A 25286-nucleotide genomic window follows, 5' to 3' on the forward strand; every position below is an offset into this window, starting at 1 on the left:
CATGAGCGAAACCGAACAGAACTACGATTCCAATAGCATCAAGGTACTCAAGGGCCTGGATGCTGTCAGGAAGCGCCCCGGGATGTATATCGGCGACACTGACGATGGAACCGGCCTGCACCACATGGTCTTTGAGATTGTCGATAACTCCATCGATGAGGCGCTGGCAGGTTATTGTTCGCGCATCGATGTAGTCATCCACCCCGATGAATCTGTCACCGTGGGCGACAACGGTCGCGGCATTCCCACGGAAATGCACGAAGAGGGTGTATCTGCCGCAGAAGTCATCATGACCGTGCTGCACGCCGGCGGTAAGTTCGATGAAAACTCCTACAAGGTTTCCGGAGGCCTGCACGGCGTGGGGGTCTCGGTTGTTAACGCCCTCTCCGAGGAGCTGACCCTGACGATTCGCCGTGCCGGGAAAATGCACGAGCAGGTGTATCGCCACGGGGTACCCCAGGCGCCGCTGGCGGCGATAGGCAACACCACTACCACTGGCACCTCCGTTACCTTCAAGCCCTCAAAGAACACCTTCAGCAATATCGAGTTCCATTTCGATCTGCTGGCCAAGCGCCTGCGCGAGCTCGCTTTCCTGAATTCCGGGGTGTGTATCGTCCTTAAGGACGAGCGCAGTGGCAAGGAGGAGACCTACAGCTATGACGGCGGCCTGCGCCAGTTCGTGGACTTCCTGAACCAGAACAAGACTCCAATCAACAAGCCCTTCTACTTTCAGCTGGATACCGATGAAGGCATCGGGGTGGAGATTGCACTGCAGTGGAATGATTCATTCCAGGAAAATATCCTCTGCTATACCAACAACATTCCCCAGCGCGATGGCGGTACCCACCTGGCCGGATTCCGGGCCGCCCTCACCCGCAGCCTGAACGGTTATATTGAGCGAGAAGGCCTCGGGAAAAAATCCAATGTGGCGACAACCGGGGACGACGCCCGTGAGGGGCTCACCGCGATTATTTCCGTTAAGGTTCCGGACCCCAAGTTCTCCTCGCAGACCAAGGACAAACTGGTCTCTTCAGAGGTGAAAACCGCCGTGGAACAGGCCATGAACCTGCGTTTCAACGACTACCTCCTGGAGAACCCCCAGGAAGCCAAGTCCGTGGTCGGAAAAATGCTCGATGCGGCCCGCGCGCGCGAAGCGGCCCGCAAGGCTCGCGAGATGACTCGCCGTAAAGGTGCCCTGGATATTGCCGGACTGCCCGGCAAGCTGGCGGATTGCCAGGAAAAGGATCCGGCACTCTCTGAGCTGTTCCTGGTAGAGGGTGACTCCGCCGGAGGTTCGGCCAAGCAGGGCCGCAACCGGCGTTTCCAGGCGATCCTGCCCCTGAAAGGTAAAATCCTCAACGTTGAAAAAGCCCGCTTCGACAAGATGCTGGGTTCTGCTGAAGTCGGCACGATTGTTACTGCCCTGGGCTGCGGTATCGGCAAAACAGATTTTAATCCGGATAAACTGCGTTACCACAGCATCATCATCATGACCGATGCAGACGTGGATGGATCCCATATCCGGACCCTGCTGCTGACATTCTTTTTCCGCCAGATGCCGGAGCTGATTCAGCGGGGGCATGTCTACATCGCCCAACCCCCCCTGTACAAGATTGCCCGCGGCAAACACCATGAATATCTCAAGGACGACGATGCGCTGAACCAGTACCTGACCCAGTCCGCCCTCGATAATGCGGCGATCTACGTCAACCCGAGTGCCCCGGCCATCACTGGCGAAGGACTGCAGTCGCTGGTCAACGAATATCGCTCCGTGGCGGCCACGGTTGATCGTCTGTCGCGACTGTACTGGCCGGATGTCCTGTGGGAAATGATGTACACCCAGACACTCGATGTTGAGCAGATGTCTGACGAGTCCGTGGTTGCAGCCTATACCCGGAAGTTAAGTGAGCGCTTACAAACCTTAGATTCCAATACTAACCAGTACTCTGCCGTAGTCCGGCGCAATCCCGAACGCGAAATCTATTACCCCGTGGTCAAGCTCTTCGCCCACGGCGTGGAATCCGAGTCCGAGTACGGCCGCGAGTTCTTTGCCTCCGCGGAATACCGCCGCCTGGTGGCATTGGGTGCAACGCTCACCAACCTGATCGATGACGAGGGCTACTTCCAGCGTGGGGAGAAGTCTCTGGCGACCACCGATTTTGTCGAGGGTTTGAGCTGGCTGATGGCTGAGGCGCGCAAGGGCTACACTATCCAGCGCTACAAGGGTCTCGGTGAAATGAACCCGGACCAGCTGTGGGAAACCACCATGGACCCGGATGCCCGTCGCCTGCTGCAGGTGACCATCGAGGACGCTATCGCCGCAGACCAGATCTTCACTACCCTGATGGGAGACCAGGTGGAGCCGCGCCGCGACTTCATCGAGGAAAACGCCCTGTCGGTCGCCAATCTCGACGTGTAGCCGGAATGTCCGGGCCGCTATCGCTGCGGCCCCTGACTTCCCTGGACAATCCTGCTGCCGGAGTAGCCATGCCTCGCTGCTGCCCCGGGACTCCTGCCAGCCCGGCTGTCATCCGGCACCCGGAAAAACGAAGTTCCATCCACTGTCCGCACAAACAGGTTCCCGGTGATTGCCAGGACCGCCCCTCGTTTCACCGCCTGCCGGCGCAACTCATCGCACTATCCATGCGACTCGTCGCCTGAGCACCGCAACCCGGCGAAACGCCCTGTTTAGGCCGGGCGCTTGCCACTATCTTTGTCTGCAAGGCTGGTCGGTACGGGATGCCGGCCTCTTAAAAAAGGAAATTCTCTAAAGGTAGGGAGCGGGAAAATGAAAACGAATTTGCTGAAAAAACTGGTTGGTACTTCGGTTGCACTGCCGGTCCTGGCACTGGCCCTGGCTGGCCCGGTTGCCGCCCTGGATGAAACCACGGTACGGGCGTCCAACGTGCCCTCTGAAAAAGTGAGCTACAAGCGCTCTGAACTGACCACCTCCGAAGGCCGGGCGCGTGTGGAGCAGCGTATCCGCCGCGCCGCGGAAGATGTATGTGGCCATTCCGATTACCGGCGTTCAGGCAGCCTGCATGTGTCGGCAAAGCGTGAGGAATGCTATGACCGCGCAGTGGACGCAGCGATGAGCCAGATTGGCGCTGACCAGGTGGCCACCACCGACTGAACAAGGCAACTCCCGGTTCCTGCAACCCCTGGTGGGAACCGCCCCGGGGCGCTGCTTGCGGAGGCAGCGCCCCATTTTAGTGTCAGGAATCTGCCTCCACTGACTCGGGGAGTGCGTTTTCCGGCTCTCCGTTATCGGGCGCGCTGGTTTCGCCCTCATTCTCCAGTGGGGCCTCTGGCAGCTCGATGGCCTGCAGACGCTCCACCTCGAAATCCGCGTGCAGCGGGTCGAGTTCCACCATATTCTTGCTCGCCTTGCTGGAGAGCTGCCGGAAGCGCTCCACCTTGCCGATCAGGCCCTGCTGGCCCGCCAGACCGATGACCGTCTGGTTATAGTGGTTGCTGGCCGTATTCAGGGTTGCCCCGAGCTTCTGCAGGCGCTCGGCGACCAGGCAGACCTGGTTGTAGATGTCCCCGGCCCGCGCACTGATTTCCCGCGCCTCGCGATTACTCTGGTCGATGCGCCAGAGGTTGGCGACGGTGCGCAGGATGGGCATCAGGGTGGTGTGCGAGACCATCACCACACCGCGCTGGTAACCGTAGTTGAACAGGTCGCGGTTCATTTTCAGGGCCTCGATATAGGCGGGCTCAACGGGCATGAACATCAACACGAAATCGGGGCTGACCATACCGGGCAGGTTGGCGTAGTCCTTGGCGTGGAGGTCGTCGATGTGCCGGCGCACCGCCGCTGCGTGGGCGGCAAGGGCGGTTTCGCGCTCTTCATCGCTGTCTGCGGAAATCGCCCGGTCGTAGTCGATCAGCGAGACCTTGCTGTCGATGACCAGGCTCTTGTTGTCCGGCAACTTGATTACGAAGTCCGGCATCCGGCGCTTGCCCTGCGCATCGGTGAAGCTCTCCTGCCCGCTGTAGTGGTCCCCCGGCAGCAGGCCCGCGAGTTCCAGCGTGCGCTCGAGCTGCGCCTCACCCCAGTTGCCGGCGGTTTTCTTGTCGCCCTTGAGCGCTGTGGCCAGGTTGCTGGCCTGGGTGTTCATGGCCAGCCCCACTTCCAGGACCTTCCTGATCTCGGCTTCGAGGGCGGACTGCCCCTTGACCGACTCGGTATGTACCTGGTTGATACGGCTCTGGAACTCGGTGATCTGCTGCTTGAAGGGGCGCAGCAGGAGGTCCAGTGATTCCCGGTTCGAGGCGCTGAGGTTCCTGCCCTTTTCCTCGAAGATACGGTTGGCCAGCACCTCGAACTCCTGTTTCAGGTTATCGCGGGCTTCCTGCAGCAGCTTTAGCTGCTCTTCGTGGCGCTCGCGCTTTTCTTCCTGCTGGGTCTGCAGGCGGGTGTGGTCGTTCTGCAGGGACTGGAACCGCTGCCCCAGGCCGGCGAAGTCGGCCTGCAACTGGTTGAGCTGCTGGGCTTTTTCCTCGAAGCGTTGCGCCAGCTGCTGTTCGCGGGCGTGCAAACCGGCGTAGCGGATTCCCGCCTCGTTAAGCTGCGAATGTAGCAGCTGGGCCTGGGTCTCGTGGCCCGCGCGCAGCTCGCTCACCGCCCTGCTGCCGCGCAGCGAGGCCCAGAGCAGGCCCAGTGCCAGCCCGAGCAGGCCGGCAACGGTACAGGACAGGGCCAGCACGTAGTCGGGGTTATCGAAAAACTGTTGTAGTGTCATGCCGCCAGTGTAATGCAAACAGGCGCCAAAAGCGGGCTTTTCCCCGCTTTGGCGTCACTACCTGTAGCGTTTTCGGGCCGGTTTCAGTCCTTGCCGACGACCAACTGGGAGATATCCGCTACCTGCAGGAACTCATCGCGCAATTGCTTGAGCAGGTTGAGCCGGTTGTGCCGCAGTTGCGGGTCCTCGGCGTTGACCATGACGTCGTCGAAGAAGCGGTCTACCGGTTCGCGCAACTCGGCAAAGGTTGCCAGGGCGTCGCGATAGTTTTCACTGGCCAGGTGTTCGCCGGCGACCTGCGCCAGCCGGTCGAGAGAATCGGCCAGGTCCTGCTCGGCGGGTTCCTGTAGCAATGCCCGGTCGACGGCGGCGAAGCTGAACCCCGCCTCGAGTTTGCCGAGAATGTTGGAAACCCGCTTGTTGGCCGCGGCGAGGGCGCCGGCTTCCGGCAGCTGGCTGAAGGCGTGAACGGCGTAAACCCGGCGCTGGATATCCAGTGGCTTGCTGATATTGCGGGCGGATACGGCGCGGAACACCTCGGCGGGAATCGCCTCGTCCTCGTACCAGGCGCGGAAGCGCTCCAGCATGTAGTCCAGCACCTGCGCCGCTGTGCCATCGGCGATGACCCCGGCGGGATACTGGTCCACCGCCAGGTCGAGGCAGTCGCGCAGGTCCAGGTCCAGCGCCCTTTCCACCATGATACGCAGCACGGCCAGGGAGGCGCGACGCAGGGCGAAGGGGTCGCGGGAGCCGCTCGGCGGCTGGCCGATGCCGAAAATACCGACGATGGTGTCGAGGCGGTCGGCGATACCCAGGGTTGCCGCAACCGCGGCCTCCGGCAGTCGGTCACCGGCAAAGCGCGGCCAGTACTGCTGCGCCAGCGCCGCGGCGACCTCGGCGGCTTCGCCGTCGTTGCTCGCGTAATAGGAGCCGGCAATACCCTGCATGTCCGGGAACTCCAGCACCATCTCGGTCACCAGGTCGGTCTTGGCGAGCAGGGCGGCGCGCGCCGCGAGCACGGGGTCGGCACCGATCGCCGGAGCGAGGGCCTCGGCCAGGGCCTGCACCCGGCGGGTCTTGTCCGCCAGTGTGCCGAGCTGTTGCTGGAAGACGATGGATTCGAGCTTTTCCACGCGGGCCGCGAGCGGCGTCTTGCGGTCGGTCTCGTAGAAGAACGCGGCGTCGGACAGGCGCGGGCGGATCACCCGCTCGTTGCCGGCGATCACCTGGATCGGGTCCTTGCTTTCGATATTCGACACGGTGATGAAATTGGGCATCAGGCGCCCTGCCCCATCGACGACGTGGAAGTACTTCTGGTGTTCCTTCATCGAGGAAATCAAGGCTTCCTGCGGTACTTCGAGGAAGCGCTCCTCGAAAGAGCCGGTGAGGGCGACAGGCCACTCTACCAGGCCGGTCACCTCGTCCAGCAGGTCCGCATCGATCACCGCGGTGGCCTGCAGGGCGCTGGCTTCGACTTCCACCTGGTCGCGGATCGAGCGCTGGCGCTCTTCGAAGCTGGCGATAACCTTCGCCGCGGCCAGCTTTGCCGGATACTCCTCGGGGCGCGCCAGTTCGATGTCGTAGGCGCCGTGGAAGCGGTGACCGCGAGTGCGGTTGCCCGTGGGCAGGTCCAGGACGCGGCCGTGATCGCAATTCTCTCCCAGCATCGCCACCACCCAGTGTACCGGGCGTACGAATTCTGTCCGGTTGGCACCCCAGCGCATGCGCTTGGGTATCGGCAGTGCAGCGATTGCCTCGTGGATGATGTCGTTCAGGGCATCGGCGGTCGCGGCGCCGGCCTCGGTGCGGCGCAGGCCGAGTCGCGGGCCCTTGGGGGTGTCGATGATTTCCAGTGCGTCCGGGTCGATGCCCTGCTTTTTCGCGAAGCCGGCAGCGGCGGGCGCCCAGTTGCCATCGGCATCGCGGGCGCGGTCGGCGGGCGGGCCGAGCAATTCCACCTGCTTGTCGGCGCCCTGTAGTTGTACCCCGGCCACCAGCACGGCGAGGCGCCGCGGCGTCGCAAACCACAGCACCTCGCCGTGGCCCAGCTCGCGCTGGGACAGGCCGTCGACGATACCGTCGCGGAACGCGAGGCCGAGGGACTTCAGGGCCTTTGGCGGTAATTCCTCGGTGCCGAGTTCAACCAGCAGCGTATCCGTACTCATGCCGCGCTCTCCTGTGCCAGCCGTTCGAGGACCTCGCAGCGCAGGCGTTCCTCAGCGAGCGGGAAACCCAGCGCGGCGCGGGCGTCAAAGTAGGCCTGGGCCACGGCGCGGGCCAGGGTGCGCACCCGCAGGATGAAGCGCTGGCGCTCGGTCACGGAAATCGCGTGCCGGGCGTCCAGCAGGTTGAAACTGTGGGATGCTTTCATGACCATCTCGTAGGCAGGCAGGGGCAGGCCGGCTTCCACCAGCCGCAGGGCCTCTTTCTCGCACTGGTCGAAAAAGCCGAACAGGTAGTCGACGTCAGCTTCCTCGAAGTTGTAGCGCGACATTTCCACCTCGTTCTGGTGGAACACGTCGCCGTAGGTGACCTTGCCCGCGGGACCCTCGGCCCAGACCAGGTCGTAGATGCTGTCCACACCCTGCAGGTACATGGCGATGCGCTCGATACCGTAGGTGATCTCGCCGGTGACGGGATAGCACTCGAGGCCGCCGGCCTGCTGGAAATAGGTGAACTGGGTCACTTCCATGCCGTTGAGCCAGACTTCCCAGCCCAGGCCCCAGGCGCCGAGGGTGGGCGATTCCCAGTTGTCCTCGACAAAGCGCACGTCGTGGACGTCGGTGTCGATGCCCAGCGCAGCCAGTGAATCCAGGTAGAGCTGCTGGAACTCCAGCGGCGAGGGCTTCATGACCACCTGGAACTGGTAGTAGTGCTGCAGGCGGTTGGGGTTCTCGCCGTAGCGACCGTCGGTGGGCCGGCGGCTGGGCTGCACGTAGGCGGCGTTCCAGCTCTCCGGACCCACGGCGCGCAGGAAGGTCGCGGGGTGGAAGGTACCGGCGCCCACTTCCATGTCCAGCGGCTGCAGCACGACGCAGCCGCGCTCCGCCCAGAATTGCTGTAGCCTCAGGATAAGTTCCTGAAATGTCGAAGGTTTACTCTGTATCTCTGCCAAGGGACTGCCCCTGCGGTGGCTGCAAAAAGCCCGGTATTATACAGGCTCTTTTGTCGGCATAATACGCGCTTTGCCCGAAAGTGACCCCCGCCCATGAACGGCATCAAGGCTGGCCTGGTTAAGCTCATCCTGCGCCTCAGTGCCCTGCTCCCGCTGCGCTGGGTGCGCGCCCTGGGACGCGCGGCGGGGCGTGTTGCCTGGTGGCTGAACAGCGGCGGTCGCCGCGTCACCCAGCGCAACATCGACCTCGCCTTTCCCGAAAAAACCCCGGACCAGCGGCGCGAGCTGGCCCGGCGCAGCCTGCAGTCTACCGCTGAGCTGGCTCTGGAAATGGGGCACGTGTGGCTGCGGTCCTGGAATTATGTGGACGGCCTGATCGAGTCCGTCGAAGGGGCGGAACTGGTGACGCAGGCCCTCGCCGCGGGCCGCGGTGTGGTGGTGCTCGGGCCGCACATCGGCAACTGGGAAGTGCTCGGCCTGCATCTCGCCACTCTGGGTCCGGCGGTGTCCCTCTATGAACCGCCCCATCTCGCCGGGCTGGACGGTATTGTCCGCGCCGCCCGTGAACGCAGTGGCGCCACCCTGGTACCGACCGACAGCCGCGGGCTGGCGACCCTGCTGCGCTGTATCAAGCGGGGCCACATCGCCGGAATCCTGCCGGACCAGGTGCCGCGCCATGTCAACGCAGGGGAAAACGTGGCATTCATGGGGGTGCGTTGTTTTACCCCTACCCTGGCCTCGCAGATGATCCGGCGCAGCGGCGCGGTCGCCCTGTTTGCCATGGCCCTGCGCAGTTCGCGGGGTTTTCGCATCGTCTATTTCCCAGCGGACGACGCAATTTATGCGGACGACATCCTGCAGTCGCTGAGCGCGCTGAACCGCGGCGTCGAAACCTGCGTGCGCGCCGCGGAAGATCAGTACCAGTGGGAATACAAACGCTTCAAGGTGCGCCCGAAAGAAGGACCGGGCGCGTATCATGATCTCTGACAGGTAGCCTTTCCTATGTTGGTTTTCGGCAAAATGATCGGTGGGCTGATCGGCCTGCTTACCCTCGGTCCCATTGGATTGGTGCTGGGGCTGTTCGTGGGGCACATGTTCGATCGCGCGCTGGCGAGCAATTTCCGTTTCGCCTCGCCGGAGAACCTCGCCCGCATCCAGCGTTCCTTCTTTGAAACCACCTTTTTGTTGCTCGGGTACCTGGCCAAGTCCGACGGGCGGATTTCCGAACAGGAAGTTGCGCACACCGAGCAGGTCATTAGCAACATGGGCCTGTCCGGCGCCCAGCGCAGCGAGGCGATCGCCCTGTTCAAACGCGGTGCGGCGGCGGAGTTCTATCCACAGGCGGCGGTGTCGGGCTTTCTCGAGACCTGTGGACGGCAGCCGCAACTGCAGCAGGCGATGCTGCTGTTCCTGGTCGGGCTGGTGCTGGCCGACCACCAGATCGACCGAGCGGAACACCAGGCACTCACCCGTATCGCGGGGCTGATGGGGTACGGTGAGGCGCAGCTGGAACAACTGTTGCGGATGGCCCAGGCGCAGTCAAGGTTTCACGGCGGATCGCGGTCGGCAGGCCCCGAGGCGGCGAAGGACCGCTTCGCCGAGGCCTGCACGGCGCTCGGGGTAGACGCCAATGTCGACCAGAAGACCCTGAAGCGCGCTTACCGCAAGTTGATGAGTGAGAACCACCCGGACAAGCTGATCGCCAAAGGTGTGCCCGAGGACATGATCAAGCTGGCGACCGAGCGCTCACAGGAAATCCAGTCGGCCTACGAAGTGGTCTGCGAGGGGCGGGGTTTCCGCCACTAGGCGAACGGCACTCCCCGGGCGGGTTGCACCAGCAGCGGATAGAGCGCCAATTGCGCTGACCGGTTCTGGTGTCAGGTGCGCCAGAACGCCGGGGTAAACAGCACCAGCAGGGTGAAAATCTCCAGCCGGCCGAGCAGCATGGCAAAACAGAGAATCGCCGTTGTCGGCTCGCTCAGGGCGCCAAACCCGCTTGCCACGCCGCCGATCCCCATGCCCAGGTTGTTGAGGCAGGCCGCCACCGCGGAGAACGCAGTGACGAAATCCAGGCCGGTCATCATCAGCAGGAGCAGCAGTACGATATAGATCGTGGTGTAGATGGCGAAAAAGCTCCACACCGCGCTGACGATACTCGCCTCGACCCGGCGCCGCCCCACCTTCAGCGGGATCACCGCCTGCGGGTGCACCAGCTGCTTCAGTTCGCGCACGCCCTGCTTGGCGATCAGCATCAGGCGCATCACCTTGATGCCGCCGGCGGTGGAGCCCACGCAGCCGCCCATGCAGGAGAAGAATATAGCCATGATGGGAATGGCGATCGGCCACACGGCGAGGTTCTCGGTGGAGTAGCCGGTGGTGGTGATAATGGAAATCACCTGGAATACCCCGTGAATAATGCTCTCCTTGTGGCCGTGGGTGTTGGAATAGATCAGCAGCGCGATGGTGGTGAGGATGCACACGCTGACAGCCGCCAGGTAGAAGCGGGTCTCCGAGTCCTGGCGGTAGACCGACAGTGTGCGGCGGCGGAAGGCCAGGAAGTGCAGGCCGAAGTTCATGCCCGATACCAGCATGAAGATACTGGAGGCAATCAGGATGGCGTCGCTGTCGAAGAAGCCCAGGCTGGCGTCGTGGGTGGAGAAACCGCCCAGGGCGATGGTGGAGAAGGCGTGACCGATGGCATCGAAGGCGGACATGCCCAGCACATAGTAGGTGGTGGCGCAGGCGATGGTCAGGATCACGTAGACCAGGAACATCGCCTTGGCGGTACCGGCGATCCGCGGCGTGAGTTTGTTGTCCTTGGAGGGCCCCGGCGTTTCCGCCTTGTACAGCTGCATCCCACCGACGCCGAGCATCGGCAGCACCGCTACCGCGACGACGATGATGCCGATCCCGCCCATCCACTGCAGCAGCTGCCGGTAGAACAGGATTGAGGGCGCCAGCTGGTCGAGTCCGGTAATCACCGTGCCGCCGCTGGAAGTCAGGCCGGAAATGGACTCGAAGATCGCCTCGGTGGGCGCCAGTTCGATCCCCTCGGCGAGGGCGAAGGGCAGTGCGCCGAAGATCCCCAGCACCGTCCAGAAGAGCGAGGTGATCAGGAAGCCGTCGCGGATACGCAGTTCCTGCTCCACCTTGCGCAGCGGCGCCCACATCAGCAGGCCGGAAAAAAAAGTGATGCCGAGGGCAGACAGGAAACCGACGGCGGAGTGATCATCGGCCAGCAGCGCCATGAACAGCGGCGGCACCATGGTCATGGAGAACACCATCAGCAGTATGCCGAGTACGCGCAGGGTGACGGCAAAATGCATGTGTCGTCAGCTCCTAGAAAAAGCCGAAACCGACCGCGAAGAGTTTTTCCACGGCGCGAATGGTGTTCTTGTCGACGAGGAAGAGGATCACGTGGTCGTCGGTTTCGATGACCACGTCGCCGTGGGCGATCAGCACCTGGTCGCCGCGCACGATGGCGCCGATGGTCACCCCATCGGGCAGGTTGATCTCGTCGAGGCGGCGGCCGACCACCCGCGACGAGTAGGGGTCGCCGTGGGCGGTGACCTCGATTGCCTCGGCGGCGCCCCGCCGCAGGGAATGTACATTGCTGATGTCGCCGCGGCGCACGTGGGTCAGCAGGCTGCCGATGGTAATCTGCTGGGGCGAGATGGCAATGTCGATCTCATCCCCGACCAGCTCGGAATAGGCGGGATTGGCGATCAGGGTAATGACCTTTTTGGCGCCCATGCGCTTGGCCAGCATCGACATCATGATGTTGGATTCGTCGTTGTTGGTCAGGGCGCAGAACACGTCGCAGTTTTCGATGTTTTCCTGCGCCAGTAACTGCGGTTCCGAGGCGCTGCCGTTGAGCACGATGGTATGGCGCAGGCGTTCGGAGAGTATCTTGCAGCGGTCGTAGGACTTCTCGATGACCTTGACCCGGTACTTGTTCTCAATGCTCTGGGCCAGGGTGGCGCCGATATTGCCGCCGCCGGAAATCATCACCCGCTTGTAGGGCTTGTCCACCTTGCGCAGTTCGCTCATCACCGAGCGGATGTGTTCCCGTGCGGCAATGAAGAACACCTCGTCGCCGGCCTCGATGACCGTGTCGCCCTCGGGAATGATCGGCCGGTTCTGGCGGAAAATCGCGGCGACCCGGGTGTCCGCGTGGGGCATGTGGTTGCGGATCTCGCGCAGTTCGTGGCCGACGATCGGCCCATCGTGGTAGGCCTTTACCGCCACCAGCTGGATGCGGCCGTTGGCGAAATCCAGTACCTGCAGTGCACCGGGGTTCTCGATGAGCTGCTCGATACTGCGGGTGACCAGTTGTTCCGGACCGATGATGACGTCTACAGGTATGTGCTCGCGGGTGAACAGTTCCGCCTGGTGGGCCAGGTAATTGGGGGAGCGCACCCGGGAGATCTTGGTCGGCGTGTTGTAGAGCGTATGCGCTACCTGGCAGGCCATCATGTTGATCTCGTCGGAATTGGTGACCGCGATGAGCATATCGGCGTCTTCGGCGCCGGCCTTGTACAGTGTGGCGGGATGGGATGCCGCGCCGAGTACCACGCCGATATCGAGGCGGTCCTGCAGCGCGCGCAGCTTGCCGCTGTTGGTGTCCACCACAGTGATGTCGTTCTGCTCGTTTGCGAGGTGTTCTGCCAGGGTGCCGCCGACCTGCCCCGCACCCAGAATGATAATTTTCATAACTCGCCGACCCTGTTAGGGCCTGTATGCCGTGCTGACAAAGTTTCTGTACCGGCCCGCGGGAGGTTCACCGGCTACCGGGTGTCTATTTGGCATTAACAGGCGCTGAGCTCCGGGAACGATAAAGAAAAGCCCCGGAGAATGTAAGCCACCGCAGGGGAAATTGTGCACAATGCCCGGCTCAGGCTTTTCTTAATACCGCATAAAACAGGCCATCAGGACCCCCGGTTTCCGGCAGTAGCTGCCGGCCGGTGGTGGTGGCAATCCCCCATTGCGCCGCGATGGGCTCCAGGGCGGCATCGCTCGTTGCCGCTGCGAATGCGGCGACGACATCGTCGTTTTCCGCCGGCAGGATCGAACAGGTCGCGTAGACCAGCCGGCCGCCGCCGCGCAACAAAGGCCACAAGCCCTCGAGAATCGCGCGCTGGAGCTGGCCCAGTGCGGCGATGTCCTCGCGGCGGCGCAGTACCTTGATATCCGGGTGGCGGCGGATCACGCCGGTGGCGCTGCAGGGGGCGTCCACCAGTATGCAGTCGAAGGGGGCAAACTCCGCCACGGCGGCTGGCGCACTGGCATCGCCGGCGACGCAGGTGGCCCGCAGCTGGAGCCGCTGCAGGTTTTCCTCGACCCGCTGCAGGCGGCTGGCGTCCACATCCATCGCTACGAGGCTGGCGATGGCGGGCTGGATCTCCAGCAGGTGGCAGCTTTTCCCCCCGGGCGCCGCGCAGGCATCGAGTATGCGTTCGCCCGCCCGGGGTGCCACGACCGGGGCGGCCAGCTGGGCGGCCTCATCCTGCACACTGACCGCGCCGCTGGCGAAACCGGGTAAGTCCATGACATCCACCGGCTGGTCCAGGTAGATTGCCTGGGGCGAAAAACTGCCGGCGCGGCAGCCGATGCCGGCGGCGGCGAGCTGCTGCAGGTAGCTGTCGCGGTCACCGCGCAGCTGGTTGCTGCGCAGGGTCATTGGCGGACGCTGGTTGCTGGCGTCGATGATTTGCTGCAGTTGTCCGGGCCATTGCTTTTGCAGTTCGCGGTACAGCCACTCCGGCTGGGCCGCCTGTTGCGCCGGGGACAGCCGGGCGAAAAGCGTTTCCCGCTCGCGCAAAAAACGGCGCAACAGGGCGTTGGTCAGGCCCTTGGCCCAGGGCTTTTTCAGCCGGGCCGCCGCGGCGACGGTTTCCGCCACGGCGGCGTGATCGGGAATCCGGGTGTCTTCAAGTTGGTAGAGGCCGCACAGCAGCAGGCCCTGGACGTCGCGGTCGCGCTCGCGCAATGGCTTGTCGAGGAGCTGGTCGAGCAGGCCCAGCAGTGTCGGTGCACTGCGCAGGCTGCCGTAGCAAAGCTGCTGCAACAGCGGGCGGTCCGCCAGGGCGACCCGCGCCAGCGCCGGGGGCAGGGCCTGGTTCAGGGAGCGGCCAGCGAGAACCTGGCCGAGGACCTGTGCGGCGGTGGCGCGGGGGTTGGTCGCCATCAGGCAGGGTCGGCCGCGCGGGTGAATTGCGCCCCGCGGCGCAGCAGGTCGCCGCTGCCGTTGAGGATCTGGGCGGCATCCAGCGGTTTGCCGCCCGGCAGTTGCAGGCGGGTCAACAGCAGCTGGCCGCTACCGGTATTCACCAGGATGCCCTCCCGGGAGACCTGCAATATGCTGCCCGGGGGTTCCGGCAGCGGTGCATTGCCAGCCACCCTGCCCTCCCAGACCTTGATGCGCTGGCCGTCGAGGTGACTGAAGCAGACCGGCGCCGGGTTGAAGGCGCGAACCTGCCTGCCAAGTTGTTCAGCGGATTGCGTCCAGTCGAGCTGGGCCTCCTCCTTGCTGATTTTGGCCGCGTAGCAGGTGGCAGTTTCGTCCTGTACCTCGGCCCGGGCCTGGTGGCCCGGCAAGTCGCCGAGGACCTCCAGCAACAGGGGCGGGCCGACGTCGGCCAACTCCGCCTCGAGGCTCGCGGCAGTGGTCTGCGCGCTGAGCGGAATGTCCCTGCGGGCCAGCATGGCACCGGTGTCGAGACCGGCGTCCATCTGCATGATGGTGACGCCCGAGGACGCGTCACCCGCCTCGATAGCCCGCTGGATCGGCGCCGCGCCGCGCCAGCGGGGCAACAGTGAGGCGTGGACATTGATGCAGCCATAGCGCGGCGCATCGAGCACCGGCTGGGGCAGGATCAGGCCGTAGGCCACCACCACGAGGACATCCGCCTGCAGCGAGGCGAATTGCGCCTGTGCCCCGGCGTCGCGCAGGCTCTGCGGCTGGTACACCGGCAGCCCGGCCTCCAGGGCCACCTGCTTGACCGGGCTGGCCTGCAGTTTCTTGCCGCGACCCGCGGGCCGGTCGGGTTGGGTATACACGCCAATGAGTTGGTGCTCACTATCAATAATGGCCTTTAAATACTGGGCAGCGAAGGCCGGCGTGCCGGCAAAAACAACTCTCATGGCGGCCATGCTCAGGCGCGGCGGCGCTGGGTCTTTTCCAGCTTTTTGCGGATACGGGTACGCTTCAGCGGCGAGAGGTAGTCGACGAACAACTTGCCGTCCAGGTGGTCGATCTCGTGCTGCAGGCAGATCGCGGCGAGGCCCTCGAGTTCATCGGTAAAGTGCTCGCCGTTGCGGTCCTGCGCGCTGACGCGGATGCGCCGCGGCCGGTTCACGGTCTCGTAGAAACCGGGTACCGACAGGCAGCCTTCGTCGTATTCGCCCAGTTCGGGGTCGAGGACTTCAATCTCGGGATTGATAAATACCATCGGCGCGCTCTGGTCGTCGGACAGGTCCATGACCAGCAGGCGCTCGTGCACATCGACCTGGGTGGCGGCGAGACCGATGCCCGGGGCGGCATACATGGTTTCAAGCATATCGTCGATCAGGCTGCGGGTGGCGTCGGTGACGCTGCCGACGGGACTGGCGACGGTGCGCAGCCGGGGATCGGGAAATTCAAGTATCTCGAGAGTGGCCATGGGGTGTCTTGCTCACTGCCAGCCGTAACAGGCTGTAGAAATAGTAACTTTAGGCTTGCCAGCGACACAACGCGGCAGCACACTTGCTACTATTATACTGTCCGGGAATAAGGGGCGCCCAGTGTTTGAGAGTCTATCTGGGTGACATTGCCGGCCAGTCGCCGTGCGGACACCGCAGGTGGCTGCTCTGGGGAGCCGTCGCGACCACAGGTCGGGCGCAGCATAACAAGGCCATGCAGGGACGAAAACAATGAAAGTAAGGTCACTCTCACTGGGACTGCTGCTGGCGTCGCTGTTCTTCAGCGCCTGCCTGCAGGCGGTGGAATTAAAGGACGATGTGCCGGAAACCTATATCGTCAAGAAGGGTGACACCCTCTGGGGTATCTCCGGCATGTACCTCGACGAGCCCTGGCGCTGGCCGGAGCTGTGGGACGTCAACCCGCAGATCGACAATCCCCACCTGATCTTCCCCGGCGATGAACTCTACATTATCTGGGTCGACGGCCAGCCCCGCCTGCGCTTGCGGCGCGGCGACCTCAAGCTGGAGCCCAGCATGCGGGTATCCGCACTGGACCTGGCCATACCTGCGATCCCGCTGGACCAGATCGAGGCGTTCCTGCTCTACCACCGCATCATTCACGCCGATGAGCTGAACAATTCCGCCTACGTGGTAGCCGGTGCCCAGGAGCACCTGATCAGCGCACCGGGCGACCACATCTTCGGCCGCGGCCCCTTCCCCGAAGGCGAGCGCGCTTACGGCATCTACCGCACCGGCGATACCTACCGCGACCCGCTGACCGACGAGCTGCTGGGCTACCAGGCCAAGGACATCGGCAATGCCAAGCTGCTCTCGAGCAGCGAGGAAGCGATCAAGGAACTGGAGATCAACCGGGTCACCGAAGAGGTCAGGATTGCCGACCGCCTGTTGCCGCTGCCCGAGCGGGTACTGGATTCCACCTTCTACCCCAAGGCGCCCAACGTGCCGGTCGAAAACGGCTACATGATCGCGGTTGACGGCGGGGTTACCCAGATCGGCGCGATGGATATCGTGGTGATCAACAAGGGCGAGCGCGACGGCATGGAGGTGGGCGATGTGCTCGCCGTCTACCAGACCGGTGAACTGGTCTTCGACCAGGTTGCTGAAGAAAATGTGCGCCTGCCGGACGTTCGCGCAGGACTCGCCATGGTGTTCCAGACCTATGAAAAGGCCAGCTATGCGCTGGTGTTGAAGTCCAATCGACCGCTTAAGGTGTTGGACAAAGTCAAGAATCCCTAGCACTATCTCCCGGGGGCAGCAGGATGCCGCCCCCCGCCAGGCTGTAGCGACCACCACCTGACATCAAGGACGATGTATGGATGCTGTTCACCCCTCCGGCAGTGCCGATGCGCTGCTGCGCCCGTCTGATTGCACCTTCCCCGCGTTGCTGCGCAGCATCCCCGATCCGCCGCAACAGTTGTATGTTCGCGGCGATCCCGGCCATTTGCAGCGGCCGATGCTGGCCCTGGTGGGGGCCCGCAATGCCTCTGTCGCGGGCCTGCAGGCGGCGACATCCCTCGCGGCGGCCGCCGTCAGGGTCGGGCTCACGGTGTGCAGTGGCCTGGCCACGGGTATCGACGCGGCCGCCCACAGCGCGGCACTCGACGCCGGCGGCAGTACCGTGGCGGTGATGGGCACCGGCATCGACGCGATCTACCCGCCGGGCAACCGCCAACTGGGGGAGCGCATCACCGCTGCCGGATGCCTGGTCACGGAATACCCGCCCGGAACACGGCCACTTCCCCACCACTTCCCCTGCCGCAACCGCATCATCAGCGGATTATCACTTGGCGTGGTGGTGGTCGAGGCGGCGCTGCGCAGCGGCTCGCTGATCACCGCGCGACTGGCGCTGGAACAGGGCCGCGAGGTCTTTGCCCTGCCCTGGTCGAACGCCCATGGGGGCGGTGCGGGCTGCCTGCACCTGCTGCGCGATGGGGCTAAAATGGTCCAGGGAATCGACGATGTGCTCGAGGAGATCGGCAGCCTTTACGCCGCGCTGCGGCAGGCCGCGCCCCGCCAGTCAGGCGCGGCGCCGGAGGTAGCAGATGAGGAACCCGGACTGCTTGCGCTGATCGGGGATGCCGAGGTCCCGGTGGACCAGTTGATCCAGATCGCGGGACTGCCCGTATCTGCTGTGCTGGCCCGTTTGTCGGCCCTGGAACTTGCCGGCCGGATCAGGCGCGGGTCGGTAGGTTATTATCGCGCGGACTGAGGCTTTATTGGCTTGCCAAGCGCTTGCCGCTCTGGTTAAATTTCGCGCTTTTTTCCGGGCAGCCTCGCCCTTAGACAGCCTGTGGAGCATTTCGATGAGCAAACCTTTTGTCGCGATTGTCATGGGGTCGGATTCCGACCTGCCGGTGATGGAAGCCTGTTTCGCGGTTCTGCGCGATTTCGGCATTGCCTTTGAGGCCCGCATTACCTCGGCGCACCGCACCCCTGAAGTCACCAAGTCGTATATCAAGGACGCGGAATCCCGCGGCTGCGCGGTGTTCATCGCGGCTGCTGGCATGGCAGCGCACCTGGCCGGTGCGGTCTCCGCCACTACCGTCAAGCCGGTGATCGGCGTGCCGATGAATTCCTCACTGGACGGCCTCGACGCGCTGCTGTCCACCGTGCAGATGCCCGCCGGCATCCCCGTTGCCTCGGTCGCCATCGGCAAGGCCGGCGCCAAGAACGCCGCCTACCTCGCCGTGCAGATCCTGGCGACTTCCGATGCAGAGCTCGGCCAGAAGCTGCGCGACGAGCGCGCCGCCAACGCCGCGGCCATCGCGGAAAAAGACGCGGCCCTGCAGGCCTCGCTCAAGGCTTGATCGGGCCGGGCAGCACTGCGCCGGGCCTGGGGTCCGGCATTCCCCCGCTGCGCCTGGCGATGGCGGTGCAGGCACTGCAACGCGAAGGCGTCGTCGCCTGCCCCACCGAGGCCGTGTGGGGCCTCTCCTGCGATCCGCAATCTGAGCGCGCGGTAGGCCGCGTGCTCGAATTGAAGCAGCGTCCGGTGGAAAAGGGGCTGATCCTGGTCGCGGCCAGTGAAAGCCAGCTCGCCTTCCTGCTGGAAGGCCTGCCCGGGGAGCAGCGCCAGACCCTCTCCGCCAGCTGGCCAGGTCCCAACACCTGGCTGGTGCCCCACCACGGGCGGGTGCCGCCGTGGGTGCACGGGCGTTTTGATACCGTCGCCGTGCGGGTCAGCGGCCATCCCGGGGTGCAGGCGCTGTGCCGGGCGTGGGGTGGTCCCCTGGTCTCCACCTCTGCCAATCCCGCCGGCGCACAACCGCCCCGCCAGCGCTTCCAGGTGCGCCGTTACTTCGGCGATTCGCTGGACTATATCCTCCCGGGCGCGGTGGGCCGCTCCGGACGGCCGAGCCAGATCCGCGACCTCGCCAGCGGCAAAACCTTCCGCGCCTGAACAATTGCACTCGCGCCTGTCGGTGCCCTGCCGGTGTGCGTATAATGCACCCGCGGTGGTACCGAGGAAGTCACACATGCAGATAGAACAGGTCAAAAATTACCTGCTTTCCCTCCAGGACAACATCTGCTCGGCGCTGGCCGAGGAAGATGGCGAGCGCGATTTCATTACCGACGAATGGCAACGAACCGAAGGCGGTGGCGGACGCAGTCGCGTCCTCAGCGAAGGTGCGGTGTTCGAGAAGGCGGGGGTCAACTTTTCCCACGTCAGCGGCGCCAACCTCCCGCCATCGGCCAGCGCCTCGCGGCCGGAACTCGCCGGGCGCAGTTTCCAGGCCATGGGGGTGTCGCTGGTTATCCACCCGCGCAATCCCTATGTGCCGACCTCACACGCCAATGTGCGCCTGTTCGTGGCCGAGCGCGAGGACGCCGAACCGGTATGGTGGTTCGGCGGGGGCTATGACCTGACCCCCTACTACGGGAATCGCGCTGACTGTATCGAGTGGCACCGCACCGCGGAGCGCGCCTGTGCCCCCTTCGGGGCGGACGTCTACCCGCGCTTCAAGGGTTGGTGTGACGAGTATTTCCACCTGCGCCACCGCGGCGAACCGCGCGGCGTGGGCGGCCTGTTCTTCGACGACCTCAACGAGTGGGACTTCGACACCAGTTTCGCTTTCATGCGGTCGGTCGGTGATTCCTACATCGAGGCCTACCGGCCGATCGTCGCTCGCCGCAAGGACACGCCATGGGGCGAGCGCGAACGCCAGTTCCAGCTCTACCGCCGGGGACGCTATGTCGAATTCAACCTGGTGTACGACCGCGGTACCCTGTTCGGCCTGCAATCCGACGGCCGCACCGAGGCGATCCTCATGTCGCTGCCGCCGCTGGTGCGCTGGGAGTACGACTATCACCCGGAGGCCGGCAGCGCGGAAGCGGAACTGACCGCCTACTACCTGCAGGACCGGGACTGGCTGGCGGAGGCTGGCGCATGAATGAGCGCGACAAGTACGCGGTATTCGGCAACCCCATCAAGCACAGCAAGTCCCCGGTAATTCACACCGCCTTCGCGGCCCAGTCCAACCAGTCCATGCAGTATCGGGCGGTGCGGGTCGATGAAGGCGATTTCGAGCGCGCCGCCCGGCAGTTTTTCGGCAACGGCGGCGCCGGCCTCAACGTTACCCTGCCCTTCAAGGAAGAGGCCTTCCGGCTGGCGGACCGGTGCAGCCAGCGGGCCCAGCGAGCGGGTGCGGTGAACACCCTGACGCTGGCCGAAGACGGCCTGATCGAGGGTGACAATACCGATGGCATCGGCCTGGTGCGCGACATGGTCGCCAACCTCGGCTGGGTGATCCAGGGCCAGCGGGTGCTGATCATCGGCGCCGGCGGCGCAGTGCGCGGCGTGCTGGAGCCGCTGTTGCGGGAGCGCCCGCGCTCGGTACTGATCGTCAATCGCACCGCTGAACGCGCGGCTCAGCTGGCCCAGGAGTTTGCTGATCTCGGCACCCTGGAGGGCGGTGGCATGGAGTGCCTCGAAGGGCGCCAGTTCGATCTGCTGATCAATGCCAGCAGCGCTGGCCTCGCGGGCGAGATGCCGGAGCTGCCCAGCGCCGTATTGACCGAGCGCAGCTGCTGCTATGACATGATCTACGGCTCCCAGCCTACGCCGTTCATGCGCTGGGCCGCCATGCACGCGGCATGGGCGGTGTCCGATGGCCTGGGCATGCTGGTGGAACAGGCGGCACAGTCGTTCTACCTCTGGCGCGGCGTGCGCCCCGCGACCCAGCCGGTAATCCACGAGATCCGCGAGGCTATGGAAGCCGCCTAGGCATTGCCGTCCGGCCTATTTTCCGCCGGCGGCGTTCTCCAGTTCCGCGATATGCTGGTCCTTCAACCTGACGTAATTGCCGGCACTGTAAGTGAAGTAGGCCAGTTCCCGCTCACTGAGCGGCCGCACCTCCCGTGCCGGGCTGCCGGCATAGAGAAAACCGCTGCACAGGGTCTTGCCGGGAGTCACCAGTGCGCCGGCGGCAATCACCACGTCGCATTCCACCACCGCGCCGTCCATGACGGTGGCGCCCATGCCCACCAGCACCCGGTCACCCACCCGGCAACCGTGCAGGACGGCGGCGTGGCCGATGGTGACATCGCAGCCGATATCCAGCGGGTAACCCTCCGGGTTGTAGGGGCCGGCATGGGTGATATGCAGCACACTGCCATCCTGGATACTGCTGCGGGCGCCGACCCTGATCCAGTGCATGTCGCCGCGAATGGCGACCTGGGGCCAGACCGATACGTCGTCGCCGAGGGTGACGTCGCCGAGCACCACAGCGCTGGGGTCGACCAGCACTCGCTGGCCCAGTTGCGGGGTCATCCCCTGGAAGGTGCGTACACTGGTGGCGGTGTAGTGTTTCATGGCGGGACTCAAACCGGATTCTGCAAGCTGTTACAATAGCGCCTGTATCACCCCGTTAATACCCCGGAGCAGCATTCCATGACCACGCCCACCCAACGCCGACGTTTCATTGCCGGGGCCGTTTGCCCCCGCTGTGGCGCCATGGACAGGATCGTCGTCGATATGGACACCGAACGCCGTGAATGCGTTGCCTGCGACTTCAGCGAAGAGCGACCCACGGACGCGCCCGCCCGGGAAATCGCCACCCGGGTCACCCGGGCAGCCGCCCGGCGCAGTGAAACCCCCGCGGAAGTCGTCACCCTGGTGGATCCCGCAAAGCCCCGGGGCGGCTAACCGCCACTCAGGCGCAGGCGCACGGCCGGCCGGCCATTCCTGAAGCTGTGGCTGGAGATGGGAACGATGTCGGAGGGCGACCGCCCCGGGATCATTTTCACCCGGTCCCAGATGTATTCGCGGTCCAGCAGACCGGCGGCGGTTTGCTGGACCCGCTGTTCCAGGGCGGTGGCAAAGCTGTCGCCCAGCAGGTAGTGCACGATGAGGTTGGCCTCGGTCATGTCCACCGGGACCAGCGGCCGATGCAGGTGCCGGATGTGGTGGTCATTGACCTCCTCGAGCACGCGGTGGGCGAGGAAGGCTTCGTCCAGCAACGCTTCCAGGCCGCCATCGACGGGCAGTTCGTCGGGTGGATCGAGGAAATAATCCTCGGCCATCCGCAGGAAGGGTTCGGCATAGTCGTAGAACGAGTATTGTTTGCTCACGGCAGTGACGAGAGCGAGGCTGCCTGGCACGCTCTCTACGTAGTCGACGACGAAACCCATCAGCGCGTCAATTGGCTCTTCGTCGGGCAGGATCAACTTCTCCCGCACCGCACTCAGGCGTTGCTTCAAGTGGCGACGAAACTTGCCGGTGCGAGCTTCGTGGCTGATTGCCGCCCTGATGGATTCCCTGATTCCGGGTTGGGCCATGGGTAGTAGCCGGTAGCGGGACGGGGACATTAATCCAGCTGCTGGCCGGGACACGACGGCCGGCTTGCACCACCCGAGGCACCAGACCAGTCAGCTTCAGCTTTGAGGCTAGTACAAATCTGACTAATTTCTAGTCAGGCTGCAGGCAGCCAGAGACCCAGCCGGGACATCCTGCGGTAGCGGCGGTAGAGCGTTATGCCCCTGGCGATGTTGAAAGCGGTGAACGAGAGCCACAGGCCGTGGTTGCCCATTGGCAGGGTGAGGTACCACAGCGGCAGGTAGACGCAGCACAGGCTGAACAACATGGTCAGCATCATCTGCCGGGTTTCACTGGCACCGATGAAGACCCCGTCCAGCAGGTAGGCCGGTGCGGCCAGCAGGGGCATGGCAATCAGCCAGGGGTAATAGGTGCGCATGAGCGTGCGCAGCGCGTCCAGGTCCGTGAGCACGGTAACAAACAGCGGCTGCAATACCAGCAACCCGGCGCTCAGGCACGCGGCGCAGCCCGCTGACCACAGCGCGCAGCGCCGGACCACGGCATAAAAGCCGGCGAGGTCGCGGCCCCCGAGCTGGTGACCGGACATGCCCTCCGCCGCGTAGGCAAAGCCGTCGAGGCCGTAGGCCGCCATCAACAGCAGGTGCATCATCAGGGTGTTGGCGGCGACGATTTCGCTGCCGAGGTTTTCCCCCTGGGCGGTGAAAAACGCGAAGCCGAACAACAGGCAGACGGTGCGTACAAACAGGTGGCGATTGCTGCGCAACAGGTGAGTGTAGGCACTTATATCGCGCAGTCGCCCGACCAGGCGGCGGGGGTGGAAGCCCCGCAGCTGATAATGGACGCAGGCCAGTGCTACCGCGCAGCCGAGATACTCGGCGATTACCGTGGCCAGCGCCGCCCCATCGCTGCGCATGTCCAGCCCGACAACCAGCAGGAAATCGAGGGCGATGTTGGCGAGGTTGGTGAGGATGACGATGAGCATGGGCGACCGGGTGTCCTGGCGGCCGATGAACCAGCCGACCACCGTGTAGGTCAGCAGGACCGCGGGTGCGCTGTAAATCCGGATGCGGGCGTAGGACTCTGCCAGGCCGTGGAGCTCCACCGCCGGCGACATCAGGGCGAGGCCGGCGCCGATCAGCAGGGGGTGCAGCGCCAGCACCAGGGTGGCCAGCAGCAGCGCCAGGACCGCCGAGCGCAGCAGGACCAGTACCGAGCCGTCCCGGTCTCCCGCGCCCTCCGCACGGGCGACCAGCCCGGTGGTGCCCATGCGCAGGAAGCTGAATCCCCAGTACAGGAAACTCAGCAGGGCAGCACCGACCGCGACCGCGGCGAGGTAGCGGCTGTTGCCGAGGTGGCCGAGGATCGCCGAGTCCACCAGGCCCAGCAGGGGGATGGAAAGGTTGGAGAGAATGGCCGGCCAGGCGATGCCCCATATTTTGCGGTCGATGTGAGCTGCGGGTTCCATATCGTGCTTTTGCGGTCCTGAAATCCCCGCCCCGGCGCTACCCCGCGGCGTTTTGCGGTCGCCGGACTGGCGCTTAATGCTTGGGAAATGGCTTGGAGTGTGGTTATACTTCCGATGTTTTGCGGGTGCGACTGATTGTCGCACCAATCGCAAAACACAGTCAGCTGGTAATTCATACCCTGTCACCTAACCGGTCGCGAGAGGCTCTCGTACCGCCGGATTGTTGATGCGGGCATTCGCCAAAGGCGATCAATAATAGCCAGGTGAACCAGCTGTCGGGGTATAAAATTCTAAAACTCAAGACAATGGAGAACACGGGCAATGTGTTTTGAAGCGAAGCGGCTCCTGAAGCTCGCGCTTGGTCCTGTGCTACTACTGTGGGGGTGCGTCGCCCTGGGGTATGGTGGCGAAGCGAACCAGGTGAACATGGCTCCGGGGGCGACGGAAGTCGGCCTCGAGATTTACAACCTGCACATGATCATCCTGGGCATCTGTACGGTGATCGGCATCGGTGTGTTCGGGGTGATGTTCTACTCCCTTTATGCGCACCGGAAATCAAAAGGGGCCGTACCGGCGACCTTCCACGAGAACACCAGGGTCGAGATCATCTGGACCATCATCCCGTTCTTCATCCTGGTCGGCATGGCCTGGCCTGCAACTTCCACACTCCTGCAGATCTACGACAACGAAGACGCCGAACTCGACGTCCTCGTCACCGGCTACCAGTGGAAGTGGAAATACGAATACCTGAATGAGGACGGCGAGAACGTCGCCTTCTTCAGCAACCTGCGCACCCCGCAGAGCGAGATTCGCAACACCGCACCCAAGGGCGAGCACTACCTGCTGGAAGTGGACGAGCCCCTGGTGCTGCCCGCCGGCAAGAAAGTGCGTTTCCTGGTGACCGCCAACGACGTTATCCACTCCTGGTGGGTGCCGGAACTGGCCGTGAAAAAGGACGCGATCCCCGGCTTCATCAACGAGACCTGGACCCGCACCAGCGAGGAAGGCGTCTACCGTGGCCAGTGTGCTGAACTGTGCGGCAAGGACCACGGCTTCATGCCGATCGTGGTCGACGTGGTCAGCGAGAGCGAATTCAAGGACTGGATGGCCAGCAAGCAGGCCGAGGCCGCCGAGATCAAGAAACTGATGGCCCAGTCCTTCACGATGGACGAGCTGATGGCGCGCGGCAAGGCGGTCTACGACCGCAACTGCCTGGCCTGTCACGGTGCCAATGGTGAAGGCGGCGTGGGCAAGGCCATCGCCGGCAGCCCCGTGGCCACCGGCGACCTGGCGCATCACCTGGATGTCGCCATCCACGGTGTCCCAGGCACGGCGATGCAGGCCTTTGGCGGCCAGCTCAACGATGTCGACATGGCGGCGGTAGTGACCTTCCAGCGCAATGCATTCGGCAACAACATGGGCGACATGGTTCAGCCCATTGATGTCTTCAACCACAAGAAAGGCTGATCGGAGGACTTAACG

At 64.0% G+C, this 25286-nt stretch carries 23 protein-coding genes; 12 read left to right on the top strand and 11 right to left on the bottom strand.

The features are described from left to right. Position 1: 1 nt before the first annotated feature. Together gyrB and ACNKU3_RS14300 are read left to right on the top strand one after the other, a co-directional pair. Positions 2–2419 carry a DNA topoisomerase (ATP-hydrolyzing) subunit B gene (gene gyrB, locus ACNKU3_RS14295; protein ID WP_418260178.1) on the top strand — a complete coding sequence of 806 codons (2418 nt, stop codon included), beginning with the start codon at positions 2–4 and terminating at the stop codon, positions 2417–2419. A 369-nt stretch (positions 2420–2788) separates the two neighbouring features. After that, a complete protein-coding gene (locus ACNKU3_RS14300; protein ID WP_418260179.1) occupies positions 2789–3133 on the top strand; it encodes a UrcA family protein in 345 nt (114 codons plus the stop codon). An 82-nt stretch (positions 3134–3215) separates the two neighbouring features. Here the strand turns inward: ACNKU3_RS14300 and rmuC are convergent, their stop codons facing one another. From rmuC to glyQ, 3 genes are all read right to left on the bottom strand, one after another. Next, the gene (gene rmuC / locus ACNKU3_RS14305; protein ID WP_418260180.1) at positions 3216–4748 is read right to left on the bottom strand and encodes a DNA recombination protein RmuC; all 1533 of its coding nucleotides are present in this window, start codon (positions 4746–4748) and stop codon (positions 3216–3218) included. Positions 4749–4831: 83 nt separating this feature from the next. Then, the gene (glyS, locus tag ACNKU3_RS14310; protein ID WP_418260181.1) at positions 4832–6913 is read right to left on the bottom strand and encodes a glycine--tRNA ligase subunit beta; all 2082 of its coding nucleotides are present in this window, start codon (positions 6911–6913) and stop codon (positions 4832–4834) included. Next, positions 6910–7863, bottom strand: a complete 954-nt coding sequence (gene glyQ, locus ACNKU3_RS14315) for a glycine--tRNA ligase subunit alpha (RefSeq protein WP_418260182.1) — start codon at positions 7861–7863, stop codon at positions 6910–6912. Before glyQ ends, glyS begins: the two co-directional genes overlap by 4 nt. A 93-nt stretch (positions 7864–7956) precedes the next feature. Here glyQ and ACNKU3_RS14320 point away from each other — a divergent pair, with 93 nt between their 5' ends. Together ACNKU3_RS14320 and djlA are read left to right on the top strand one after the other, a co-directional pair. Next, positions 7957–8850 carry a lysophospholipid acyltransferase family protein gene (locus tag ACNKU3_RS14320; RefSeq protein WP_418260183.1) on the top strand — a complete coding sequence of 298 codons (894 nt, stop codon included), beginning with the start codon at positions 7957–7959 and terminating at the stop codon, positions 8848–8850. A gap of 15 nt (positions 8851–8865) precedes the next feature. Further along, entirely contained in the window at positions 8866–9669 is an 804-nt protein-coding gene (djlA, locus tag ACNKU3_RS14325; protein WP_418260184.1) for a co-chaperone DjlA, read from the top strand. 71 nt (positions 9670–9740) lie between these two features. Here the strand turns inward: djlA and ACNKU3_RS14330 are convergent, their stop codons facing one another. The 5 genes from ACNKU3_RS14330 to def form a co-directional block, all read right to left on the bottom strand. After that, the gene (locus ACNKU3_RS14330; RefSeq protein WP_418260185.1) at positions 9741–11189 is read right to left on the bottom strand and encodes a TrkH family potassium uptake protein; all 1449 of its coding nucleotides are present in this window, start codon (positions 11187–11189) and stop codon (positions 9741–9743) included. A 13-nt stretch (positions 11190–11202) separates the two neighbouring features. Next, complete coding sequence (gene trkA / locus ACNKU3_RS14335) at positions 11203–12576, bottom strand: Trk system potassium transporter TrkA (protein ID WP_418260186.1); 1374 nt, start codon at positions 12574–12576, stop codon at positions 11203–11205. Between the two features lie 181 nt (positions 12577–12757). Further along, positions 12758–14050 carry a 16S rRNA (cytosine(967)-C(5))-methyltransferase RsmB gene (gene rsmB / locus ACNKU3_RS14340; protein WP_418260187.1) on the bottom strand — a complete coding sequence of 431 codons (1293 nt, stop codon included), beginning with the start codon at positions 14048–14050 and terminating at the stop codon, positions 12758–12760. Further along, the gene (gene fmt / locus ACNKU3_RS14345; protein ID WP_418260188.1) at positions 14050–15015 is read right to left on the bottom strand and encodes a methionyl-tRNA formyltransferase; all 966 of its coding nucleotides are present in this window, start codon (positions 15013–15015) and stop codon (positions 14050–14052) included. The genes rsmB and fmt overlap by 1 nt, the downstream gene beginning before the upstream one ends. Positions 15016–15017: 2 nt before the next feature. Then, on the bottom strand, positions 15018–15524 hold the full coding sequence (def, locus tag ACNKU3_RS14350; RefSeq protein WP_418260189.1) for a peptide deformylase: 507 nt from the start codon (positions 15522–15524) through the stop codon (positions 15018–15020). A 250-nt stretch (positions 15525–15774) separates the two neighbouring features. Between def and ACNKU3_RS14355 the strand changes: the two genes are divergently transcribed. The 6 genes from ACNKU3_RS14355 (at position 15775) to aroE (ending at position 20788) form a co-directional block, all read left to right on the top strand. Next, positions 15775–16800, top strand: a complete 1026-nt coding sequence (locus tag ACNKU3_RS14355; RefSeq protein WP_418260190.1) for a LysM peptidoglycan-binding domain-containing protein — start codon at positions 15775–15777, stop codon at positions 16798–16800. A gap of 76 nt (positions 16801–16876) precedes the next feature. After that, positions 16877–17773 (top strand): DNA-processing protein DprA, encoded by an 897-nt coding sequence (gene dprA / locus ACNKU3_RS14360; protein WP_418260191.1) that lies wholly within the window; start codon positions 16877–16879, stop codon positions 17771–17773. 94 nt (positions 17774–17867) lie between these two features. Next, positions 17868–18371 (top strand): 5-(carboxyamino)imidazole ribonucleotide mutase, encoded by a 504-nt coding sequence (gene purE / locus ACNKU3_RS14365; RefSeq protein ID WP_418260192.1) that lies wholly within the window; start codon positions 17868–17870, stop codon positions 18369–18371. Positions 18372–18430: 59 nt separating this feature from the next. Further along, complete coding sequence (locus ACNKU3_RS14370; protein ID WP_418260544.1) at positions 18431–18964, top strand: L-threonylcarbamoyladenylate synthase; 534 nt, start codon at positions 18431–18433, stop codon at positions 18962–18964. Positions 18965–19040: 76 nt separating this feature from the next. After that, on the top strand, positions 19041–19955 hold the full coding sequence (gene hemF, locus ACNKU3_RS14375) for an oxygen-dependent coproporphyrinogen oxidase (RefSeq protein ID WP_418260193.1): 915 nt from the start codon (positions 19041–19043) through the stop codon (positions 19953–19955). Then, positions 19952–20788 carry a shikimate dehydrogenase gene (aroE, locus tag ACNKU3_RS14380; protein WP_418260195.1) on the top strand — a complete coding sequence of 279 codons (837 nt, stop codon included), beginning with the start codon at positions 19952–19954 and terminating at the stop codon, positions 20786–20788. The genes hemF and aroE overlap by 4 nt, the downstream gene beginning before the upstream one ends. Before the next feature lie 15 nt (positions 20789–20803). Here aroE and ACNKU3_RS14385 read toward each other — a convergent pair whose 3' ends face one another. Next, positions 20804–21376, bottom strand: a complete 573-nt coding sequence (locus ACNKU3_RS14385) for a gamma carbonic anhydrase family protein (protein ID WP_418260196.1) — start codon at positions 21374–21376, stop codon at positions 20804–20806. 78 nt (positions 21377–21454) lie between these two features. Between ACNKU3_RS14385 and ACNKU3_RS14390 the strand changes: the two genes are divergently transcribed. After that, positions 21455–21709, top strand: coding sequence for a YheV family putative metal-binding protein (locus tag ACNKU3_RS14390; protein ID WP_418260197.1), 255 nt, complete (start codon positions 21455–21457; stop codon positions 21707–21709). On the opposite strand, the gene ACNKU3_RS14395 is transcribed toward ACNKU3_RS14390, so the two are convergent. Beyond that, positions 21706–22371: a hypothetical protein gene (locus ACNKU3_RS14395; protein WP_418260198.1), complete on the bottom strand. Its 666-nt coding sequence runs from the start codon at positions 22369–22371 to the stop codon at positions 21706–21708. The genes ACNKU3_RS14390 and ACNKU3_RS14395 overlap by 4 nt on opposite strands. A gap of 104 nt (positions 22372–22475) precedes the next feature. After that, complete coding sequence (locus ACNKU3_RS14400; protein WP_418260199.1) at positions 22476–23804, bottom strand: MATE family efflux transporter; 1329 nt, start codon at positions 23802–23804, stop codon at positions 22476–22478. Between the two features lie 426 nt (positions 23805–24230). Here ACNKU3_RS14400 and coxB point away from each other — a divergent pair, with 426 nt between their 5' ends. Then, entirely contained in the window at positions 24231–25271 is a 1041-nt protein-coding gene (gene coxB / locus ACNKU3_RS14405; RefSeq protein WP_418260546.1) for a cytochrome c oxidase subunit II, read from the top strand. Positions 25272–25286: the final 15 nt, after the last annotated feature.

The sequence above is a fragment of the Haliea sp. E17 genome (assembly GCF_048323675.1).
In the GTDB taxonomy this organism is placed as follows: domain Bacteria; phylum Pseudomonadota; class Gammaproteobacteria; order Pseudomonadales; family Halieaceae; genus Mangrovimicrobium.

What these genes read in the sequence shown, in the direction of transcription:
- gyrB (WP_418260178.1), top strand. Translation starts at nt 2, where the DNA reads ATGAGCGAAACCGAACAGAACTACGATTCCAATAGCATCAAGGTACTC.
- ACNKU3_RS14300 (WP_418260179.1), top strand. Translation starts at nt 2,789, where the DNA reads ATGAAAACGAATTTGCTGAAAAAACTGGTTGGTACTTCGGTTGCACTG.
- rmuC (WP_418260180.1), bottom strand. Translation starts at nt 4,748, where the DNA reads ATGACACTACAACAGTTTTTCGATAACCCCGACTACGTGCTGGCCCTG.
- glyS (WP_418260181.1), bottom strand. Translation starts at nt 6,913, where the DNA reads ATGAGTACGGATACGCTGCTGGTTGAACTCGGCACCGAGGAATTACCG.
- ACNKU3_RS14320 (WP_418260183.1), top strand. Translation starts at nt 7,957, where the DNA reads ATGAACGGCATCAAGGCTGGCCTGGTTAAGCTCATCCTGCGCCTCAGT.
- djlA (WP_418260184.1), top strand. Translation starts at nt 8,866, where the DNA reads ATGTTGGTTTTCGGCAAAATGATCGGTGGGCTGATCGGCCTGCTTACC.
- ACNKU3_RS14330 (WP_418260185.1), bottom strand. Translation starts at nt 11,189, where the DNA reads ATGCATTTTGCCGTCACCCTGCGCGTACTCGGCATACTGCTGATGGTG.
- trkA (WP_418260186.1), bottom strand. Translation starts at nt 12,576, where the DNA reads ATGAAAATTATCATTCTGGGTGCGGGGCAGGTCGGCGGCACCCTGGCA.
- rsmB (WP_418260187.1), bottom strand. Translation starts at nt 14,050, where the DNA reads ATGGCGACCAACCCCCGCGCCACCGCCGCACAGGTCCTCGGCCAGGTT.
- fmt (WP_418260188.1), bottom strand. Translation starts at nt 15,015, where the DNA reads ATGGCCGCCATGAGAGTTGTTTTTGCCGGCACGCCGGCCTTCGCTGCC.
- def (WP_418260189.1), bottom strand. Translation starts at nt 15,524, where the DNA reads ATGGCCACTCTCGAGATACTTGAATTTCCCGATCCCCGGCTGCGCACC.
- ACNKU3_RS14355 (WP_418260190.1), top strand. Translation starts at nt 15,775, where the DNA reads ATGAAAGTAAGGTCACTCTCACTGGGACTGCTGCTGGCGTCGCTGTTC.
- dprA (WP_418260191.1), top strand. Translation starts at nt 16,877, where the DNA reads ATGGATGCTGTTCACCCCTCCGGCAGTGCCGATGCGCTGCTGCGCCCG.
- purE (WP_418260192.1), top strand. Translation starts at nt 17,868, where the DNA reads ATGAGCAAACCTTTTGTCGCGATTGTCATGGGGTCGGATTCCGACCTG.
- ACNKU3_RS14370 (WP_418260544.1), top strand. Translation starts at nt 18,431, where the DNA reads ATGGCGGTGCAGGCACTGCAACGCGAAGGCGTCGTCGCCTGCCCCACC.
- hemF (WP_418260193.1), top strand. Translation starts at nt 19,041, where the DNA reads ATGCAGATAGAACAGGTCAAAAATTACCTGCTTTCCCTCCAGGACAAC.
- aroE (WP_418260195.1), top strand. Translation starts at nt 19,952, where the DNA reads ATGAATGAGCGCGACAAGTACGCGGTATTCGGCAACCCCATCAAGCAC.
- ACNKU3_RS14385 (WP_418260196.1), bottom strand. Translation starts at nt 21,376, where the DNA reads ATGAAACACTACACCGCCACCAGTGTACGCACCTTCCAGGGGATGACC.
- ACNKU3_RS14390 (WP_418260197.1), top strand. Translation starts at nt 21,455, where the DNA reads ATGACCACGCCCACCCAACGCCGACGTTTCATTGCCGGGGCCGTTTGC.
- ACNKU3_RS14395 (WP_418260198.1), bottom strand. Translation starts at nt 22,371, where the DNA reads ATGTCCCCGTCCCGCTACCGGCTACTACCCATGGCCCAACCCGGAATC.
- ACNKU3_RS14400 (WP_418260199.1), bottom strand. Translation starts at nt 23,804, where the DNA reads ATGGAACCCGCAGCTCACATCGACCGCAAAATATGGGGCATCGCCTGG.
- coxB (WP_418260546.1), top strand. Translation starts at nt 24,231, where the DNA reads ATGGCTCCGGGGGCGACGGAAGTCGGCCTCGAGATTTACAACCTGCAC.